An 18,630-nucleotide genomic window follows, 5' to 3' on the forward strand; every position below is an offset into this window, starting at 1 on the left:
TCAATTAGTTGTTAAGTTCATATAAAATATCGGTTTTGGGTTTTCCTGTCTGTACAGATTCGATGAGATAATCTACAATAGGCTTTGCATTTTCTTCCAGGAACCCGAACATCAGCACATACTTTTCCATAGCCGCGTATTCGTTGGGCGTAACCACGCCGTCTGCCCAGATCATGACGGTGAGATCATAGAGGTATTCCACCTTTTCTTCAATCGTTTTGGGAAGCAGGGATTTGATATTGATAGGATTCATGAGGATGTCGTCAAGGTTCTTGGAGGAGATTCCTCTTTCTTCAGCACACTGGTACAGCATTTTAAGTTCAAGGGTGCTGAAGTCGTCGTCGCAGATGGCCATCTGGTAAAGTCTTAAAAAGTGGGCTTTCAGGTTTTCAGTAATAGGAGTTTGTTCCATACGGTCAGTCTTCTTTGGGTTTTTTAGGGTTGATGATGATATCTTTGGCGTGTGTCATAAGGGTGTAGTGTGGGTGTGCAGGTTCTTCGGTAATATCTTCCTGTTTCTCAACGGCTTTAATTTTGTCGGCAAAAGCAATTAAGAAAAAGAGTATGCCTGTAATGGTATCTATCGGAATCCATAAGCTTTTTCTGTACAGGAACACAGGAAAAACAGGATTAAACAGCATGAGCACAGCCGTAAAAATAACGCTCAGGTAATACTGTCTTGCAATAATGCCGTTATAGATGATAATCAATGCACCAATGGAAACAAGAGTCCTGAGGAAAGTATAGTATTCTATAGGAAGTTTATAAATGGCAAGAAAGCAGGCTGTGGCACAAAAGATAAGCAGAGCTTTCATAAACGCCGGTTTTGAAATCCTGTATTCACATTATAATGCATATTGAAATGATCTTCGGACATCAATATGAAACAGAAGAAATCGAAGCATGCGATGACGGCGGGGATTAAAGTCCAGCAAAAAAGAAGATAAAACAGTCCCCGTATATTCTGGCCCAAATAGAATCTGTGAATTCCCAGCCCGCCTAAAAACAAGGCAAGTATAGCGGTAGTAAATTTTGATTTCATACTCTTGACAGGATTTCGTTTTTCTTAGTTTCAAATTCCTCGGGAGAAATGATCCCGTGCTCTGACAGGCTTTTCAGCTTTTGCAAAACAGCAAAAGGATCTTCCGATTCTATCAACGTAGGCTGCGGCGTAAATGCCTGTGGCTGCGCGATAATGGGCGTTGCATTATTTACGATAACTCCTCCTGCCGAAGCTCTCCTTGTTTCCAGGTCTTTTTCTCTTCGGACTCCTCTCATCCGTTCTTCTATTTCCTGAGCAAACTGATACAGTTTCCTGGCCTGTGCTTTGGGCAGGTAATCTATCATATTACTGAAATTCCTGACGGTACGCATGGTAAAAGTAGAGCCTATGATTCGCTCTTTAATATGGCAGTCAAGAACATCCTGCCAGCCATAATCCTGGAAATCCATTGACAAACCGAAATTCCTGGGTCTGCAGAAAATAATTCTCCTGTTGGTAAGGGCAATACAGTCCGGAGAAATGTTTAAAGCAGGCTTTTTCTGAACGGCAATGTATTCTACAAATTCCTGTGAGGTGAGTAGGCTGTTGATTCTCACCAGAAGCTTTTCGACCGCTTTAGGGTCCTGCTCCTCGTTTAAAAATTGTCTTAAATTCATGATTGTTATTTTTGTTTTGGATCTTTATATACATATCCTAGTTTATTTTCTTTTTTAAGTAGTACGGTATACCAGTGAGGATTTCCAGGCAAGGGAACCAGTTTTTCATTTTTAGATATTCCACCAATAATAACTGAACTACGATCTGGCCTTTTGTATACATTTATAACCGTAAGTCTTGCCATATACCGGTTATTGGTATTGATGTTAATGGCATCAATCTGTATTTTCGGTGATATAGTAGTGCGTGACGATTTGGATTTTCCGGAAGTATTCTTTTTAGAGTTATGTCTGGGTCTCCGGGAATCACTTTCTGACGGGCGCCTGCTGCACGCTCCGCATGTTCCTCCGTTTCTGGCACAGTGTCCGCACCCCGAACAATTGGTACAGGCTGTACAGCCGGCATCGCCGGTGCAACCCCGGGAATGCTCTGTAGCGGCCACCGGCTCAGGTTTCCAGAAATGTGTAAATAAGGTTCCCAGACATACCAGGATAATAGAAATAAAAGTTTTCATGGTTAATAGATTTAAGCGTAAAGTTCAAGGGTTTTATGCAACTGCTCGCGGTACTGATAGATCTCATCCAGATTGTTCAGCAGGACTTTTTCGCCTGCCTCCTTACCGTTATGGAAGACTTCCAGGTATTTATTGGATGTATTGAAATGCAGCCTGCAAAGCGGTTTCCGGTTATTATCGTCCAGCAGGATCCCGAAATAGGAAAGAGTATCCCGGTATGCGATCCTTGGAGAAGGGATCTTTTCCCTGAGGATGGCCTTAACAATCTGGAATCCTTCTATTTCTTCTTCAGTCGTTACGATCTTAGCGTCATTCTGATCTATAGGATTGTTCTTTGCCGGTTCTTCCTGCTTTTCAATCTGCTCATTAATGCTTAATGCAGATTTCAGCCTGAAACTGATGGATTCATTAATTGAAGTACTTAATGCTTTTTTGGTGTATTCTTTAAACGCAACCATCCTGTTGGCGGTGATCGACTTTTCAAAGAACCGGCTGACCAGAAGTTTCACCAGTTCGTCTGAAGGACTTTCAATTTCCTTTTCAAACTCTTTCCGGATGGCTTTGATATATTTCAGGGCTTCTGCCGAATCGAGGATTTCCTCAAGATTGTAGTCCTTTTTGGTGAATTTCTCCAGGATTTTGATCGAACTGTCTTTCAGGTCCTCAATGTCAATGGTGAAAAAGGGCTTTTCATCCATAATATTGGGCTTCTCCAGGTCCGTATAGAAATTATAGACGATTCCGTTGGTCAGCACGCCAAAACGCGTCTTGGAAACATGATAATACCGGTGGAGTTGTGAATTGTGGGCATCGGCACTTTCTTTCCAGTGCTTGCATTCAATAATGAAAATCGGCTGGTCGTTGTGGCGGATGACGTAATCCACTTTTTCTCCTTTCTTGGTCCCGATATCACATACATGTTCCGGAATGACTTCCGTGGGATTGAAGATATCGTAGCCCAGAATCTGAATAAAAGGCATAACAAATGCATTCTTCGTGGCTTCTTCGGTGCCGATCTGGTCTTTCAGCCCCATAACTTTCTGATGCAGCTGCTCAAGTTTAATTTTAAGATCCATGGTTTAAGGATTAAGGGTTTGATCAATGATTTCGGACATCGGTGCGTTGGATTTCACGGAAGCGATGCCTCTTTCCATTGAAAAACTGTCATTGTACAGCTGGCTTTTGCCAATGATCTCACCATTTCCTGCTTTCAGCACAAAATAAGGCTTGTTATTGGTGGACATGCGCCGGTCAAATCTTGGATCATTGTTTGAATTGACCCTTACGGATTCAATTCCTTTCAGGCAGGATGCCTTCTGTACATAGCCTTCGCTGGTTAAGATGGTTTCTCCGTTACCGGCTCTCAGGTTAAACTGATACTCTTTGTTGGTTCGCTGTATAATAATAAATTTTCCCATTATTTTTATTTTATAAATCGTTCTGAAATTTCATGTTCTTCAATAATCTGTGTATTAGGCAGGATGATCTGAAGTTGATTGTTAATAGGATTTTTAATAAGTTTTGCTCCTGCCCTGCAATTGCTGAATCGGTATCTGAATGCTTTAAGTCCATTGATAAAACCCCTACTTAAAGTTTCGTGATAAACATATTTGGAGCAGCTCATTTTAAATAAACACATTCTTCTTCTGTGGGGAGGGACTATCCTCCAGTACAGTTTAATGATGATGATCAACAAGTATTTCATCATCGGATTTTATAAAAACAGCCATCTGGTATGAGGTCATATAACCTTGTTTTTCAGTATTTCCAAAACATCCTTCAACAGGCTGGATGTAGGTGGAAACGCTTTCAAGTCTCAAATATTTCCAGCCTTGTTCAGACTGATCTTTGATGAGCTGGTCTAATTGTTTTGCAATAGCTTCCGAACCTTGCTCATGAATGTTAATGCTAGCCACAAAAGGCATTACTTTATATTCCATAATTATTAATTTTTTAATACCTCAAAAGTAAAGTCATTCACGTAGCCATCCTTACGGGTTTCCGTAAAAACAAAAAAACCTTTCAGAAAATGAAAGGTTTATTGTTGAGTGAAATGAATTCATATGATGCCAAGGTCTTTACAGAATACTACAAGTTGCTCATTGCTGTTGACCTGCAGGGCATCTTTAAGGGCATTCAGCCTTTTTTCAATACTGCTCAAACTGTTGGGCGTTATATGGTTCTTCTGGAAGTAAACGGGAATGTTTTTTTGTAAAACTCCCTGGGAAATCAGGGACACCAGATTAATGTCATAGTCGGAAAATTCGTAGCTGTTCAGCTTTTTGATTTCCTGTTTCAGATCCAGGGAGAGGTAATTTTCATTTTGAGCTACGGCGGTAAGGGCCTTTTTGAGCTCTTTTGAATCGTTTCTCGCTTTTCTTACATATCCGTTGATGCCCGATTTGGTAAAAAGGGAATCTATAACGCCGGATTTATGTTCCGCAGAAAAAACAATGACCTTAAGGTCAGGCTGAAGTTTTCTTACCTCTTCGATAAGTTCTTGGCCGTTCTTGATATGTTGTTCCCGATGGTCTTCTTCATACTCGAGATCGGTAATCATCAGGTCATAAGGTTCTTTTTCACGGATGGACTTCTGTATTTTCCCCAGGGCATCGTCACAGTAATAGGCATAATCTACTGTGTTGATGTTCAGTTCTTCCAGTGTTCTTTGTACTGAAATATTCGCACTTTCATGATCTTCTGCTATTAAAATTTTTTTAAACATGGTTAGTTTTTTTTAGAGATAAGAGATGGTATTAATCAAGTCATTCATTTACTTATTTATCAATAAAGACTATCACAATACCCAAATCATCTTATATGATTTTTGATTGGTATGTACGTTAAAAACCTGTGCTTGCTCAATAAGCAAGCACAGGATAAAGTTAGGCATATTGGATCAATTCCCAGTTCACAGCCTGTCCATTGTAAGGGGGCATTCTGTTGCCTCTTGAAATAGGAGCAGTAGTCGATGGGCTTCCAACAACTTTCCATACCCCAGATTCCGGGCAGTCTTCACCTGTTTTTGCTTTTGTTCCTAATGGTCTTTTCATAGTAAATGATTTTAAAAGTTAACAGGTCAAAAGTATAACGCCTGATCATTCCATCCTTACGGTTTCACGTAAAAGTGAGAAATAAATGAAATTAAGCCATTTATATGAGCCCGATATCCTTACAAATCACAATCATTTCAATATTGTTTTTTGCATTAAGGCTGTCACGGAGGTCATTCAGCCTTTTTTCAATGGACCGGATGCTGTGGGGATTAATGTTATTCTTTTTAAAATAACTGCCTATTTCATTCTGTTTCCAGCCTTTGGAAAGAAGTTCCAGCAGTTTCAGGTCGTAATCGGTAAAGTCAAACGAAATATGGCGCAGGGCATTCATAATATCCTGAGGAATGGCTCTTTCCCCATTATACACTTTGCTGATGGTGTTTTTCAGGTCTTTTCCGTCATTCCGTGCTTTGCTTACATACCCGTTGATCTGATACCTTTCATACAGGTCATAAATAATTTTAGCCCGGTGCTCTATGGAGAAAACAATCACCTTTAAATCCGGCTGTACCGTTCTTGCCTCAAGGATCAGCTCCTGGCCGGAATGTATGTTTTGCCGGATATGATCTTTCTGAAAGGACAAATCTGTAATAAGCAGATCATAAGGCATACTCTCAACAGCGGCTTTTTTTATTTTGCTGATGGCGGTATCACAATACGTGACAAAGTCAAAGTGCGGGATGTCCAATTCCTTAATGGTATTGGCAATTCCCAGATTCATCACCTGCTGGTCTTCGGCAATTAAAATTTTTTTGAACATGGTTACAACGTTTACGAAGTCGGAACAGAAAGATTCACTTTCAGCCCTTTTTCAATTTCCGTGTCAAAAATAATGGCTCCACCGATAGCAGCCATGCGGCTTTCCGCATTACGAAGCCCGTTTTTGTAAATAAGATCCCCGGGAATACCGATGCCGTTGTCTTTATATTGGATCTCTACGGACGTCTCCGTCTTTTCAAACCTGAAAGCGACATGGCTGGCCTGGCTGTGCTTTTTCATATTCACCATCAGTTCGCGGATGATCTGGAAGACTTCGTCTTTTACTGGCGGACTGATGTTTTCCCACAATGCCGGATTGTTTCCTGCGGTAAATGTTTTTACTGTGTCATTATTGAAAGAGGCGATCAGCTCTGAAATTTTCTTGCTGAATTCCTGTTCCTCATCCGCTTTGTCATAGGAGATATCCCTTGACTTTTCATATACGAATTCCAGTTCATCCAAAGCGGTATCCCGGTCAAAATGTTCCTGGTTTTCAATTTTAGTCATCACCTGGTAAATACCATTGGCGACGACATCATGCACTTTTTTGGATAACCGCAGCTGGGTGTTTTTTACTTCGAGTTCTTTTTCTTGTTTCAATCGGATTTGCCTCTTGCGATACCACACATTAGTAATAATTAAAGCAAAAACAATAGCAGAAGTAATAATTGATAATTGCAGGAGTTTGTTTTCACCTTCAACTTTAGCTGTTTTCAATATTTCATTTTCTGCATTTTTTCCCTCTAAATCATAGCGGATAAATGCAAATTGATTTTTAGCTCTATTTCTTTCCAATTGTAGACTGTCATCTAATTCTTTGAATTGAGAAAAATTTTTAAGGTAATTTTTAGGATCTAACTTTATTATTTTCTGTAATGCCTCAAGTTGGTCATTTGCACTTTTATTCTGTATGCACTTCTGTAACATCATCTTAGCATACTTTAGCGAGAGAGCTTTATTTTTGTCATAATAATAATCAGCTATAGTGGAATAGCTAGAGCTTTGTCCTAAACTATCATTTTCATTCTGCCTGATGTTTAGAGCTTTTAATAAATTCGGTACCGGATCATAAGATGGATTACTTAGATATTCAGCTTTAGTTAGGTTGTTTAAAGCCATTGCATAGTAACTTTGATCTGTCGAAAGAATTGCTTTCCGTAAATAATTTTTTGCTAATTCAAGTTCACCTTCATTTATTAGAACATCTCCAATATTATTATAAAATAAATATTTTGCGTCGTGATTATCTGTGAATTTTAATGCTTGATTAAAATATTTAAATGCATTTTTATAATTCTTGAGATAATTGAAATCTATCGCAATATTATTATAATTTATAGCTAATGTACTTCTTACTGTACTGTCATTGTCTTTTTTAAGATAATGGTTTGCTTCTAAAGAGGATTCAATTCCTCCAAAAAAATCTTCTTTGCGGGTCTGAATCATAGCCATATTAACTAATGATTTGGCAACACCTAGTGAATCATTGTTTTTTAAATATTCATTTTTAGCTATGTTGTAATAGTAAAAAGCCGAATCAGATATTTTAGCATCCCTAAATACTTTAGCTTTTTTATAATTGATATTATTATCGCTAACATTTTTAGATTTATTTTCGTTTTTGCATGAAAATAAAAAAACAAGAGTGGTAAAAAATAATAATTTTCGCATGGTTAGTTTTTCGTGCAAATTAATAAAAAAGGACAAACTTTAAGTAGTTTGCCCTTTTATACTCATTATGGTCTTGGTGGTGGAGGTAATTGTCCTGTGTTTCCTCCAATTGGACCACTTCCCTCACCATTATCTCCTGTTCCAGTGTCCGGCGTTAGCCCTGTCCCGGGATTATCAGCTGTCTGAATGGTTGTGGTATCGCTGTTATTATTGCATGATGTATTGGCATTATGGTTTCCGAATGCTAAACCGAATAGCATTAAAATAAATTGGATCATTTTTCAAAAAATTTAATTGTTAAAGCATTCGTGTACTTCCCTGCGAAACCGATCGCAGGCAGTGGTACACGGTAAAAATTTCGAAGCGCTTCTTAAATTTTTTGGGAAGTGAACCTTCTAAAACGGAAGAGAAACATCTGCTTCCCAACCCGGATATTTTCTTCCGTTTTATCTGGTGAGTTTGAAATCAGTTTGAAAAGTTGTTGTTGTTTAATGTTTTGTTTCTCACTGATTTCTTTTACAAATATCCGCGATAAATGACCGAATCTACGGACAGGCGTTAGACAGATGGACAGCTTGTAAATGTTTGATTTTTACGGTAAACCGCAATTTATTTGTCAGAAATTTGTCTAATTTGGACAGCAAATAATTAATACCTGAAATTTTATGTATGAGAAGAAAAAATTTTTAGTAAAAACTGTATTTGAAACAGCAAGAAATGAGATTCCTCGTGGAAACAAAAGTTCTATTTCATCATATTTAAGTTCACTTTTTGAAGAACGGTATGGTTTTGAAAGAGATGAAAGATCATATGTGAGATATTATAAAACCCTAGTCCAGGAAAATACAGACTATAATATTGATGATGTAGCGTTAGATTATTTAAGTAAATATATTGGATATCATAACTTTGAAGATTTTTGCGACAGAGTTAAATTGGAAGATGATAATTCAGAAACTTTCTCTTTAAGTTTCAAAGAGATATCCGAAAGAATTCAACAAATTATCATTACAGTATCACCAACTATTCTTTTACCAGATTTTATAAGGAAAAACGGATTGGGTTTAATGGAAATGACTTTTGTGTTACTCTTAGTAACTGGTGGTGTGGTATTCTCTAAAGGCAAGAAACCAATTTTAGAAATAGGGGAAGATTCTGCCATCGAAAAACCGTACATGTATTGGAACGGCGAAAGGTTTATTGCTACTGACAGCGCTTATGTGGGACCTGATAAACATGTGATTGCCATGGATGATGACCGGTTTTTAAAGCAGAGAAAGATAACCCGCAGAGATACCATGACTGTAGATAATTCCATGCATAAAGTATGGTATGATAAAAGCAATAATCAGGTTGAATTCTTTACCAGCCCAGGGATACATCCGGAAAACGGGAAAGCCCTTAAAGATGTGACCGAAGGAATATTGTTTCACCATGCCGGGCAAGAATCCTATGCAGACCGGTAATCCCTTCACAAGCATTTAAAACTGCCGTAAAACAGTTGACATCATATTCCTTTATTTCGTGTTTTTATACGATGAATAGAGGAATATTTTTATTTCTGGTAGGTATCAGCGCTCTGCTGGGGCCTATAAGGAGACGACGCCTGGTACGCCATCCCTTTGAATTTAGTCTCCTTTGAACGGGAAATATTTGAAAATCGGAGCACATTTGTGCTCTGATTTACGTTTGCATACTGCGCATGAATGTTTCATGATATCAGGTCCTGGAATAGGATTTGCCTGTTTTTTTTACTATCTTAGGTAGGTCTATTTTTCCTGAAGAAAATTACTGTATCAAACATTATTTTCCGGGAACAACATCCGCACACAATAGAAATGACGTGACACTATGGTAACAACATTAAAAAAGGGCATCATCTTTCCGAGCCTTATTTTCATTCTGGGTATTTCATTCATATCCATTTTTTTTCCTCAGGTAACTGAACAGCTGCTCAACAGCGTTAAAAATTTCATATTTGTCAACCTGAACTGGGTCTATATCTGGTCCGTGACGATATTTGTTATTTTCCTGGTCTATCTCACCTTCAGTGATTACGGGAAGATAAAACTGGGCAGGAATGACAGCAAACCGGAATACTCGTTCTTTTCTTGGATGTCTATGCTGTTTGCTGCAGGGATGGGGATTGGGCTGATGTATTTCGGGGTTGCGGAGCCCATGCAGCACTATTCGTCCGAAGTTTTTGCCTCAGGGCATTATATCAATCGTGCCAAGAATGCTCAGTTGTATACCTTTTTCCATTGGGGTATCCATGCGTGGGCCATCTATGCGGTAGTAGGGCTTTCCCTGGCATATTTTACCTACCGTTACCGGCTTCCGCTGTCACTTCGCAGCTGCTTCTATCCACTGCTGAAAAATAAGATCAACGGGAACTGGGGCAATGCCATCGATGTCTTTGCCTTATGCAGTACATTTTTCGGGATTACCACTACACTGGGTTTCGGCGTGGTTCAGATCAATTCCGGTTTGCAGATCCTGCACGTGATCCCCGAAAACAGCTTTACCTATCAGGTCATTATTGTGGCAGTCCTGGTTTCGCTTTCAGTACTCTCGGCGGTAAGCGGAGTAGATAAAGGCATTAAAATCCTGAGCAACGTCAATATCATCAGTGTGATATGCCTTCTGCTTTTCGTTTTATTTTTAGGTCCCACAGTGTATGTCATTGCAAGCTTTACCGAAGGCCTGGGCAACTATATCAACAGTTTTTTCAGCCTTACATTCAATACGCATATCTATGAAAAGGATACTTTACCCTGGTTTTATGACTGGACGATTTTGTACTGGGCATGGTGGATCTCCTGGTCGCCTTACGTAGGGCTGTTTATTGCCAGGATCTCAAAAGGAAGGACCATCCGCGAGTTTATTATGGCTGTCCTGGTATTGCCAACGGTATTTAATTTTATATGGATGTCGGTTTTCGGGAACAGTGCCATCTGGTTTGATCTTACCACAGCCCAGGGAGCACTCAGCAAGCTTGCTTCCAATCCGGATATGCTGATGTTCCGGTTCCTGGATTACTTGCCGCTCACAACGCTGGTCAGCTTTGTTGTGATTGCCATCATCATCATATTCTTTGTGACTTCCGCAGATTCAGGAATTTTCGTAATGAACAGCATTGCTACGGAAAATGCGCCTAAATCCCCGAAATGGCAGATCGTATTCTGGGGCATTCTGTTAGCGGCACTGGCACTCCTCCTGCTGAATGCCGGCGGCCTGAAAGCCCTGCAGACCATGACGCTCATCACTGCACTGCCTTTTGCCCTCATTATGATTGTTTTTATTGTCAGCCTGATGAAAGCCCTCGTCGTCGACCGGAATTATTATGAAAAAGATTTTTCCGCTTCCGCGATCCCCTGGACAGGAGTGATCTGGAAACAGAGGCTGAAGCAGATTGTTTCTTTTAAGGACCGGCCCTCCGTGGATGATTTCATACAGGATACGGTAAAAACGGCATTCACAGAGCTCAAAGATGAATTTATGGGCAACGGGATCGAAGCCAAGATCAATACCTGGACTGATCCGGCAGCTGTTGAGATCGAGATCCGCCATGATGTCGTCAACAATTTTGTGTACGGAGTGAAGAGCCATTCAAAAACCATATCCGAATCTATGATCAAGGATGATAACCTTCCAGATGTTGATGAAAGTAAAACCTATTATCCCAGGGCCTATTTCGGGGATGCCCGTGAAGGATACGATATTCAGTATTTTACCAAAGATGAACTTATTTCAGACGTCCTGAAGCATTATGAAAGATTCCTGGAGATTATTTCCGATGAAGACAATGAAATGTTTATCAGCATCAACACCGGAAAGAAATAACGGTAATAAAAAAAGCGAAGAAACCTGTTCCTTCGCTTTTTTTTGGTTATGCATTCAGCATTCCCAGTTCCCCGAAATGCTTCCTGAATTTCTGTATTTTAGGTCCCACTACAGCGCTGCAGTACGGCTGGTCAGGATTTTCGTGGTAATAGCCCTGATGGTATTGCTCAGCCGGCCAGAACGTATCGAATTTCGTTACTTCCGTCACATACGTCCCCTGCCATCTTCCGGATTCCTGAGAAGCTTTGATCGCAGCCTCCGCTTTGGCCTTTTCAGCATCGTCTTTATAGTAGATGACAGAACGGTATTGGGTTCCTACATCATTCCCCTGGCGGTTCAGCTGGGTAGGGTCATGAAGGAAGAAGAACACATCCATCAGCTGCTCATAAGAAATGATGGATGGATCATATGTGATCTGCACCACTTCTGCATGTCCGGTCTCGCCGGTGCATACTTCCTTATAGGTAGGGTTATCGGTATGGCCTCCGGAATATCCCGATACGGCGGAAACCACTCCTTTCAGCATATTAAAACAGCTTTCCACACACCAGAAACAGCCTCCCCCAAAGGTAATCTGTTCTAAATTATTGTTATCCATTGTCAATTGATTATTGTATTAAAATTCTTTTCTCCTGAAGAAATGGGTCAGAGAAAAAACAATCAAAAATAGGAAAACTTTTGCAGTCTGTATAGCGGACAGGCATTCAAAAATAAATCACATTGATTGTTTTTGCCAATCATGAAACCACGATCTGTACCAAATCCTGATTGCAGGAAGATGCGTGTGCTAGTCATGATATGGCAACCACTATAGTCACAGAGATTTTTTGACACATAAGAATAATGAAGGAAAATCTTTGAAAACAGAAGAGCACATAAGTTCTAAAAACCTGCGGTTTTTAAAATGCATGAAAAATCTGCTTCATCTGCCGATCTGCGAGAGGATCATTATGCATTTCTGAGATGTCCCGACTGTAGAAACGATTGAGATGGATAAGGATAAAACCACAACAGTCACAAAAGTTTTGACACAAAAGAATAATGAAGGAAAATCTTTGAAAACAGAAGAGCACATAAGTTCTAAAAACCTGCGGTTTTTAAAATGCATGAAAAAATCTGCTTCATCTGCCGATCTGCGAGAGAATCATTATGCATTTCTGAGATGTCCCAACCGTAGAAACGATTGAGATGGATAAGGATAAACCACGACAGTCACAAAAGTTTTGACACATAAGAATGATGAAGGAAAAAGCTCTGAAAACAGAAGAGCATTTAAGTTGATGAAATCAAAGATTTTTATCTGATGCTGTCTAATATTGCTTGCTTTACTAAAGTTGTTTGACGACTGAACCTTGTCAGGGTTTAAAACCCTGACAAGGTTGAGGGATCAGTACCGATTGAACCACTGAATTTGACGTTCTCTACAAATCAAATAAAAAAGCATCCGAAAAGGATGCTTTATATCAATGGTATAGATGATTGGTCTATTTTTTCTCCCAGACTAAGGCACTGGCACCGAGGATCGCCGCATCGGCTTCATCCAGCTCGCTGAAAACCAGTTTCACTTTGTTCCTGAAAATCGGGAGGAGGTTTCTTTCCATATGCAACTTGGCAGGTTTCAGGATAAATTCACCGGCTTTGATCACCCCGCCGAATAGCAGGATTGCTTCCGGAGAAGAAAACATCACAAAATTCGCCAAGGCTTCACCCAGTTTCTGTCCGGTATACCGGAATACCTCAATGGCAATAGGATCTCCTTTCAGGGCACATTCGTGAACGGTTTTGGAATTGATTTCCTCTTCAGGGTATTGGTTCAGCATGGATTCTGCAAATTCGGCCCTCATTTTTTTCGCGGTAATCGAAATTCCGGTTGCTGAGGCGTAAGCTTCAAGGCTTCCTTCGGAACCTGTGCTCCAGTGCTTTCTTCCGCCCGGTTTTACAATGGTATGACCAAGTTCACCGGCAAATCCGTCATGGCCGTAGATCAGGCTTCCGCTGGCTACAATACCGCTTCCTACCCCTGTTCCCAGGGTAATCATAATGAAATCCTTCATTCCGCGTGCTGCCCCGAAGAGCATCTCTCCCAAAGCAGCCGCATTGGCATCATTGGTTACGGTACACGGAAGATTGAATTTATTCCGCATCAGCTCCGCGAAAGGAACAACGCCTTTCCAGGGCAGGTTAGGAGCCAGCTCAATAGTCCCTTTATAGTAGTTCCCGTTAGGAGCACCTACGCCTATTCCGTCAAAGTTTCTTTCTTTTCCGTAACGCTCTATGGAAGGGAATACCTGTTCATATAACGCGTCAATGAATCCTTCAACAGTAGGATAAGCATCCGTACGGAGGCTGCCTTTTTCAAGAACCTCTCCTCTGTGGTTTACCACACCGAATTTGGTGTTGGTGCCGCCAATATCAATTCCTAAGGCAACGTTTTTTGATAAATCTATTAATGACATTTTCTTTTGTAAAAAATTCTAAAGGTCTAAATTATAAAAAAGATTGTATTAATAGATTATTAACGAAATATTTATTTAAATAATTAGGCTGATTTTACCGTCTTCTTTTTTCTGCGGCCCCACCAGATCATAAATCCCGTTACCGGCAGGGAAGCACAGATCAGGCTTACCACAAAGGCAATGATTTTGGTCGGAAGTCCCAGGATAGCCCCTACGTGGATGTCATAGTTGGCTGCGACAGCTTTTTCACCCAGGTTTTTATCCTTAGGGTCATGGGTATGCAGCAGTTCACCGGAGTTTTCATCGAAGATCAGGCTGCTGCTTTTATGATAAGAGTAGGAAAGGTGCTTTACGTAGACTTCAAAATTCGGGTGGGCATGGTCATCCATATGTTCATGGCCCAGATCAATAGAAAACCCGTATGCATCCGGATATTTTGCCTTTACTGTATTGCTGATCTTGTCCAGTGTTCCTGCTGTCCTCATTTCAACCGGAGCTTTTGTAGTGATGGATGAAAAATCAGGATATTTTGTCTCTCCTCCTGAGAAGGTGAAGTAGATTGCTGCCTGTACGAAGAAAAACGCGTAGAATAAACCGGTAATGGCGAAAATCAGGGCGAAGATAGACGAATAAAAACCCAGGATATTATGGAGGTCATAATTTTTCCGTTTCCAGTTTTTTACATTCTTCCATTTAAAGGAAAGGCGCTGTTTCCTGGCAGCCTTGTTTTTGGGCCACCATAAAATAATCCCGGAAATCAGCATAATCACAAAAATAATGACCGGGATTCCTACCAGGTAGGTTCCCCACGACTGTTTGAGGAGGTAACTCCAGTGGATCATCTTTACGATCTGGAAAAAGCCGTTCTTTTCGTCATAGGTCCTCAGGACTTTTCCGGTGTACGGATTTACATACGCCACTTTATAAATCGGGAATTCATCAAAATAATTCCAGCCTTCCGGGTTATGCTCGTACCAGTAGAACTGGTAAGAAAGTGTCTTATCAACCGGGATATTGACCCAATGGACCGGATATTTCTCTTTTACCTGCTCCGCAACAGCTTTTTCGAGCACTCGGATCGGAAGCACTTCTTTGCGGTCGATGCTTTGTTCCTGATGATAGATGACATCTTTCCGGGTTAAGTTTTCTACTTCATCTTTGAAAACATACAGCGCTCCCGTAATGGAAATAATAAAAATCAGGAAGCCTACGGCCAGCCCCAGCCATAAATGCAGTTTCCCTGTCCATTTCTTAAATACACCCGGCTTTTTTTTATGATGATGTTTTTTCCTCATGTCTCTGAAAAGTTTTACAAAGATAAGTTTAATGTTTTTATTTAGATTAATTAAAATCTATATTCAACCATAAAAGTTCCCCTCATCCCCAAGGCATTCACGAAATCACTGTCGCGGGCTGCCCACCAGGCAATAGCCGGCTGATATACTTTATTGAAGACATTTTCGATTCCAAGCGATAGTTTCCATTTGGAATTAAGATCATACGAAGACCTGAAATTGAATACGGTATAATCAGGAACAGTACCTTCCCCATATGAATATAGTCCGGTTTTAGGATTCGGATCAAAGCGGTTTTGCCTGAAGCCATGCAGCATATCCAGGCCAATAGAAAGAGCCTGAACCGGCTTTACTTGTATATATGCCAGTACTTTCGGTGCTGAAATCCTGCTGTTGTTGATCTTGGCTGAATAATCACCGTCATCTTTCAGGGAGGTGATCCCTTCCATCCAGCTGTAGCTTCCTCCGAAATTCAGCCATTTTAACGGCGTGAAGTTCAGGTAGCCTTCCACACCGTATACGATTTCCGGGGCCCGCTGGATTGTCAGTGACCGGTCCGGGCTTTGTACGAAAGATGCCCCCAGCTTTGAGGTGCTCACATAAGAAGTCATTTCATAGTTCAGCCATTTCGCAATCTGTCCTGTTGCTCCGAATTCATAGTTGTTGACAATAATCGGCTTGGTCTCCAGATTGGCAATGGTTTCTGAAGTAGAGGTCCTCAGAATTCTTCCCAGTTCATTGATGGAATAGGATTGAGAAAAGCTGCCGAAAAGATTGAGGTAAGGCTGGATGTTGTACCTGAGCCCTATATTTCCTACCAGGGCATTGTATTCCAGGTCTCCTCCCTGTACGAAAATGCTTTTGGTAAATGTTCCGTCATTTTTAATGGTGGACAGCGTATTGAAATCACCGACTTTTACCTTGATGTTTTCATACCGTAAGCCTCCTTTCAGCGTCAGCTTTTTAAGCAGATCCACTTTTACCATCACGAAGGGAGCTACATTGGTCATGTCCATATCCGGGGTCCAGTAGCGGCCGTCCTCCAGTTTCTGGACTGTTTTGTCATTCAGGACATCAAGACCGTATATCACTTCTCCCTGGGAGTTTGCCGTATTCCAGAGCTGGGTATCCAGGTTAGCCCTCAGCCCGGACTTTTTTGATATAACATTGGATTGTCCGCCGTTCAAGAATGTATCGCTGTATCCATATACCGTCCTGAAATCCTGGTAATACAGGTTGACATTCAGGGCTGTATTCCGGAACAGGTTTTTATTGTCGTAGCTTAATTTATAGTTGTGGTTCCTGGGGGTTCCCTGGGGTGTAAGGCCCAGGTTTTTCCCCGTTCCTTCTGCAATGGTGGGCGTAATGCCATATTTTCCTGTCTTCAGGCCGAGATCAAGGTCAGATTTTGAGGCATATCCGATGTAGGAAGCTTCAATCCTCTGATTCTGATTGATATTGTATCCCAGCTTCAGCATACCATTGTAATTATCCATTTTTGCCGTACTGTAGGTGGGGCTGAGATAAACGCCGTCTGCATCTTTCATATAGCCCGTCCGTTCATAGGTCAGGGATGCTACATAATCAAACTTATCGGATAGCTTACCTGATAAAAGCTGTGTCGCTCTGAATCCCAAGGTCCCGCCATAGGGCTGACCGGTGATGCCGATCTGAGAAATTCCTGAAATTTTCTGGCCGGTCCTGCTCCTTCTGGTAATATAGTTGATAATTCCTCCATCTGCACCGTTCCCGTAAATGGATGATGCGCCTTTGATCACCTCAATCCTTTCGATTACCGAAGGGTCAATGGAACGGATGTCCCTTGCACCATTTCTTAAAGGGGTAGACTGTGGGATCCCGTCAATAAGGACCAATACCTGACGTCCTCTCAGCGTCTGGCCGCTGTTGGTGGTTGTTCCTGAGCTTGTTGCAAGACTGGGCACCGTATACTGGAGGATATTGCTGATATCTGAATTAATGGTCAGCTGTGACTGAACCTGCTTTTCACTCACTACCGTTACTGAGCTTGGAACTTCCTTGATGCTTTCTTTCTTCCGGGAGGCCGTCATGACCACCTCATCCACATTGTTTATTTTTAAGCTGTCTTCCGACTGGGCAAAAGCCATAGCCGCTGCCAGGAAAGATATTCCTGTAAATGTTCTTTTCATTGATTCTTTTTTCTTTGCTTTTTTTGTTTGCCCTGCCATACCAGAAATCCGGTAACAGGCAGTGAAGTGCAGATCAGTCCCGTGGCGAACCAGAGGATTTTACCCAAAAGCCCGAAATATGATCCTGTGTGGATATCATAGTTCGCATGGGCGTACTGTTCCGCATTGGTTAAGGTATGATGTGGTTTATTGGATAATATTTTGCCTGAATACCGGTCGAAAATCAGCTGGTGCCTGATGGCATACCTGCCGTCTTCACCATAAACGGTTACCGGGATGTTTTTCAGTTCCTTTCCTTTTTTATTTTTGCCGTTAAGAGGGATCCTGAAACTTGAGGATGTCCCGTATAATTGTTGAGCCTGCTGTGCAGCAAGGTCAAAAAGGTGTCCTTTTTTTGATGTAAGGGAGTCTGGGGATGTGATTTCTTTGTCTTTCGGAAGCTCTGCCGTTCCGGACAGGGAATAGTTAAAGGCATTTTTTACCCACGGATAGGAAAAGTAGATTCCTGTCAGGCTGATCAAAAGAGCAATAAATGAGGCATAAAAGCCTAAAACATTGTGGAGGTCATAGTTTTTCCGTTTCCAGCCTTTTACATTTTTCCAGCTGAACCTGAGGCGTGACTTCCGGGCATTTTTATTCTTCGGCCACCATAATACAATGCCGGTGATCAGCATCATGATGAAGAGCACAGTCGGAATGCCCACGACATATTTACCCCAGTCTGCGGGAAGCAGCAAACTCCAGTGGATGGCTTTCAGGATAGGGAAGAGGTCATATTTTTCATTGTACACCCCCAGGATCTCTCCGGTGTACTGATTGACATACACCAGCTTATTGACCTTCACCTCATCAAAATAGTTCCATGCTTTTTTATTTCTTTCATAATACAGGAACTCGTAGGAGCGGTTTTTATCCAGGTACATCTCTACGGAACTGATGGGAACTATTTCACGGACTTCCGATGAAACTTTTTCCTTCAGAACATCAATGGACAAGGGAACCGGAGTAATGCTTTCCGCTTTCACATACATGGCGTCTTTTCTCAGGATGTCCTGAATTTCATCTTTAAAAACATACAGGGTTCCTGTAAGCGAAACGATGAAAACAATAATCCCCACAGAAAGGCCGAGCCACAGATGCAGCTTTGCAGACCATTGTTTGCCCCATGAAGGTTTCTTTTTATGAAGATGTTTCTTTCTCATGAAAAA

Annotated in this window: 21 protein-coding genes; 2 read left to right on the plus strand and 19 right to left on the minus strand. The window is 41.1% G+C overall.

All coding sequences use genetic code 11. The features are described from left to right. Positions 1–4: 4 nt before the first annotated feature. The 14 genes from CGB83_RS13220 to CGB83_RS13280 form a co-directional block, all read right to left on the minus strand. Positions 5–412 (minus strand): hypothetical protein, encoded by a 408-nt coding sequence (locus CGB83_RS13220; RefSeq protein WP_100076214.1) that lies wholly within the window; start codon positions 410–412, stop codon positions 5–7. 4 nt (positions 413–416) lie between these two features. Continuing rightward, positions 417–815: a DUF6804 family protein gene (locus CGB83_RS13225; RefSeq protein ID WP_100076215.1), complete on the minus strand. Its 399-nt coding sequence runs from the start codon at positions 813–815 to the stop codon at positions 417–419. Beyond that, positions 812–1,042 carry a TM2 domain-containing protein gene (locus tag CGB83_RS13230; protein WP_100076216.1) on the minus strand — a complete coding sequence of 77 codons (231 nt, stop codon included), beginning with the start codon at positions 1,040–1,042 and terminating at the stop codon, positions 812–814. Before CGB83_RS13230 ends, CGB83_RS13225 begins: the two co-directional genes overlap by 4 nt. Next, positions 1,039–1,659, minus strand: a complete 621-nt coding sequence (locus CGB83_RS13235; RefSeq protein ID WP_100076217.1) for a PH domain-containing protein — start codon at positions 1,657–1,659, stop codon at positions 1,039–1,041. Before CGB83_RS13235 ends, CGB83_RS13230 begins: the two co-directional genes overlap by 4 nt. Before the next feature lie 5 nt (positions 1,660–1,664). Further along, positions 1,665–2,174, minus strand: a complete 510-nt coding sequence (locus CGB83_RS13240) for an SH3 domain-containing protein (RefSeq protein WP_100076218.1) — start codon at positions 2,172–2,174, stop codon at positions 1,665–1,667. Positions 2,175–2,185: 11 nt separating this feature from the next. Continuing rightward, positions 2,186–3,250 carry a type I restriction endonuclease gene (locus CGB83_RS13245; RefSeq protein ID WP_100076219.1) on the minus strand — a complete coding sequence of 355 codons (1,065 nt, stop codon included), beginning with the start codon at positions 3,248–3,250 and terminating at the stop codon, positions 2,186–2,188. A gap of 3 nt (positions 3,251–3,253) precedes the next feature. After that, entirely contained in the window at positions 3,254–3,592 is a 339-nt protein-coding gene (locus CGB83_RS13250) for a YegP family protein (protein WP_100076220.1), read from the minus strand. A 5-nt stretch (positions 3,593–3,597) separates the two neighbouring features. Continuing rightward, positions 3,598–3,882, minus strand: a complete 285-nt coding sequence (yidD, locus tag CGB83_RS13255; protein ID WP_335621862.1) for a membrane protein insertion efficiency factor YidD — start codon at positions 3,880–3,882, stop codon at positions 3,598–3,600. Continuing rightward, positions 3,851–4,114, minus strand: a complete 264-nt coding sequence (locus tag CGB83_RS13260; protein WP_172954703.1) for a hypothetical protein — start codon at positions 4,112–4,114, stop codon at positions 3,851–3,853. The genes yidD and CGB83_RS13260 overlap by 32 nt, the downstream gene beginning before the upstream one ends. Positions 4,115–4,233: 119 nt before the next feature. Then, entirely contained in the window at positions 4,234–4,899 is a 666-nt protein-coding gene (locus CGB83_RS13265) for a response regulator (RefSeq protein ID WP_100076223.1), read from the minus strand. 160 nt (positions 4,900–5,059) lie between these two features. After that, on the minus strand, positions 5,060–5,227 hold the full coding sequence (locus CGB83_RS20325; RefSeq protein ID WP_172954704.1) for a hypothetical protein: 168 nt from the start codon (positions 5,225–5,227) through the stop codon (positions 5,060–5,062). 100 nt (positions 5,228–5,327) lie between these two features. Next, entirely contained in the window at positions 5,328–5,990 is a 663-nt protein-coding gene (locus tag CGB83_RS13270) for a response regulator (RefSeq protein ID WP_100076224.1), read from the minus strand. 11 nt (positions 5,991–6,001) lie between these two features. Further along, positions 6,002–7,660, minus strand: coding sequence for an ATP-binding protein (locus CGB83_RS13275; RefSeq protein WP_100076225.1), 1,659 nt, complete (start codon positions 7,658–7,660; stop codon positions 6,002–6,004). A gap of 65 nt (positions 7,661–7,725) precedes the next feature. Continuing rightward, on the minus strand, positions 7,726–7,920 hold the full coding sequence (locus tag CGB83_RS13280) for a hypothetical protein (protein WP_157761421.1): 195 nt from the start codon (positions 7,918–7,920) through the stop codon (positions 7,726–7,728). 405 nt (positions 7,921–8,325) lie between these two features. Here CGB83_RS13280 and CGB83_RS13285 point away from each other — a divergent pair, with 405 nt between their 5' ends. After that, complete coding sequence (locus tag CGB83_RS13285; RefSeq protein WP_100076227.1) at positions 8,326–9,126, plus strand: hypothetical protein; 801 nt, start codon at positions 8,326–8,328, stop codon at positions 9,124–9,126. 385 nt (positions 9,127–9,511) lie between these two features. After that, positions 9,512–11,503, plus strand: a complete 1,992-nt coding sequence (locus tag CGB83_RS13290; protein WP_100076228.1) for a BCCT family transporter — start codon at positions 9,512–9,514, stop codon at positions 11,501–11,503. Positions 11,504–11,549: 46 nt separating this feature from the next. On the opposite strand, the gene msrA is transcribed toward CGB83_RS13290, so the two are convergent. From msrA to CGB83_RS13315, 5 genes are all read right to left on the minus strand, one after another. After that, positions 11,550–12,101 carry a peptide-methionine (S)-S-oxide reductase MsrA gene (gene msrA / locus CGB83_RS13295; RefSeq protein ID WP_100076229.1) on the minus strand — a complete coding sequence of 184 codons (552 nt, stop codon included), beginning with the start codon at positions 12,099–12,101 and terminating at the stop codon, positions 11,550–11,552. An 886-nt stretch (positions 12,102–12,987) separates the two neighbouring features. After that, positions 12,988–13,959, minus strand: a complete 972-nt coding sequence (locus CGB83_RS13300) for an ROK family protein (protein ID WP_100076230.1) — start codon at positions 13,957–13,959, stop codon at positions 12,988–12,990. Between the two features lie 83 nt (positions 13,960–14,042). Further along, positions 14,043–15,254 carry a PepSY-associated TM helix domain-containing protein gene (locus CGB83_RS13305; protein ID WP_100076231.1) on the minus strand — a complete coding sequence of 404 codons (1,212 nt, stop codon included), beginning with the start codon at positions 15,252–15,254 and terminating at the stop codon, positions 14,043–14,045. A 50-nt stretch (positions 15,255–15,304) separates the two neighbouring features. After that, positions 15,305–17,422: a TonB-dependent receptor gene (locus tag CGB83_RS13310; protein ID WP_100077592.1), complete on the minus strand. Its 2,118-nt coding sequence runs from the start codon at positions 17,420–17,422 to the stop codon at positions 15,305–15,307. Beyond that, positions 17,419–18,624, minus strand: a complete 1,206-nt coding sequence (locus tag CGB83_RS13315; RefSeq protein ID WP_100076232.1) for a PepSY-associated TM helix domain-containing protein — start codon at positions 18,622–18,624, stop codon at positions 17,419–17,421. Before CGB83_RS13315 ends, CGB83_RS13310 begins: the two co-directional genes overlap by 4 nt. Between the last annotated feature and the right edge of the window lie 6 nt (positions 18,625–18,630).

The organism is Chryseobacterium camelliae, from assembly GCF_002770595.1.
Lineage (GTDB): Bacteria > Bacteroidota > Bacteroidia > Flavobacteriales > Weeksellaceae > Chryseobacterium > Chryseobacterium camelliae.

What these genes read in the sequence shown, in the direction of transcription:
- CGB83_RS13250 (WP_100076220.1), bottom strand. Translation starts at nt 3,592, where the DNA reads ATGGGAAAATTTATTATTATACAGCGAACCAACAAAGAGTATCAGTTT.
- CGB83_RS13300 (WP_100076230.1), bottom strand. Translation starts at nt 13,959, where the DNA reads ATGTCATTAATAGATTTATCAAAAAACGTTGCCTTAGGAATTGATATT.
- CGB83_RS13315 (WP_100076232.1), bottom strand. Translation starts at nt 18,624, where the DNA reads ATGAGAAAGAAACATCTTCATAAAAAGAAACCTTCATGGGGCAAACAA.
- msrA (WP_100076229.1), bottom strand. Translation starts at nt 12,101, where the DNA reads ATGGATAACAATAATTTAGAACAGATTACCTTTGGGGGAGGCTGTTTC.
- CGB83_RS13270 (WP_100076224.1), bottom strand. Translation starts at nt 5,990, where the DNA reads ATGTTCAAAAAAATTTTAATTGCCGAAGACCAGCAGGTGATGAATCTG.
- CGB83_RS13235 (WP_100076217.1), bottom strand. Translation starts at nt 1,659, where the DNA reads ATGAATTTAAGACAATTTTTAAACGAGGAGCAGGACCCTAAAGCGGTC.
- CGB83_RS13240 (WP_100076218.1), bottom strand. Translation starts at nt 2,174, where the DNA reads ATGAAAACTTTTATTTCTATTATCCTGGTATGTCTGGGAACCTTATTT.
- CGB83_RS13285 (WP_100076227.1), top strand. Translation starts at nt 8,326, where the DNA reads ATGTATGAGAAGAAAAAATTTTTAGTAAAAACTGTATTTGAAACAGCA.
- CGB83_RS13280 (WP_157761421.1), bottom strand. Translation starts at nt 7,920, where the DNA reads ATGCTATTCGGTTTAGCATTCGGAAACCATAATGCCAATACATCATGC.
- CGB83_RS13260 (WP_172954703.1), bottom strand. Translation starts at nt 4,114, where the DNA reads ATGGAATATAAAGTAATGCCTTTTGTGGCTAGCATTAACATTCATGAG.
- CGB83_RS13275 (WP_100076225.1), bottom strand. Translation starts at nt 7,660, where the DNA reads ATGCGAAAATTATTATTTTTTACCACTCTTGTTTTTTTATTTTCATGC.
- CGB83_RS13265 (WP_100076223.1), bottom strand. Translation starts at nt 4,899, where the DNA reads ATGTTTAAAAAAATTTTAATAGCAGAAGATCATGAAAGTGCGAATATT.
- CGB83_RS13245 (WP_100076219.1), bottom strand. Translation starts at nt 3,250, where the DNA reads ATGGATCTTAAAATTAAACTTGAGCAGCTGCATCAGAAAGTTATGGGG.
- CGB83_RS13310 (WP_100077592.1), bottom strand. Translation starts at nt 17,422, where the DNA reads ATGAAAAGAACATTTACAGGAATATCTTTCCTGGCAGCGGCTATGGCT.
- CGB83_RS13220 (WP_100076214.1), bottom strand. Translation starts at nt 412, where the DNA reads ATGGAACAAACTCCTATTACTGAAAACCTGAAAGCCCACTTTTTAAGA.
- CGB83_RS13305 (WP_100076231.1), bottom strand. Translation starts at nt 15,254, where the DNA reads ATGAGGAAAAAACATCATCATAAAAAAAAGCCGGGTGTATTTAAGAAA.
- CGB83_RS20325 (WP_172954704.1), bottom strand. Translation starts at nt 5,227, where the DNA reads ATGAAAAGACCATTAGGAACAAAAGCAAAAACAGGTGAAGACTGCCCG.
- CGB83_RS13225 (WP_100076215.1), bottom strand. Translation starts at nt 815, where the DNA reads ATGAAAGCTCTGCTTATCTTTTGTGCCACAGCCTGCTTTCTTGCCATT.
- yidD (WP_335621862.1), bottom strand. Translation starts at nt 3,882, where the DNA reads ATGATGAAATACTTGTTGATCATCATCATTAAACTGTACTGGAGGATA.
- CGB83_RS13230 (WP_100076216.1), bottom strand. Translation starts at nt 1,042, where the DNA reads ATGAAATCAAAATTTACTACCGCTATACTTGCCTTGTTTTTAGGCGGG.
- CGB83_RS13290 (WP_100076228.1), top strand. Translation starts at nt 9,512, where the DNA reads ATGGTAACAACATTAAAAAAGGGCATCATCTTTCCGAGCCTTATTTTC.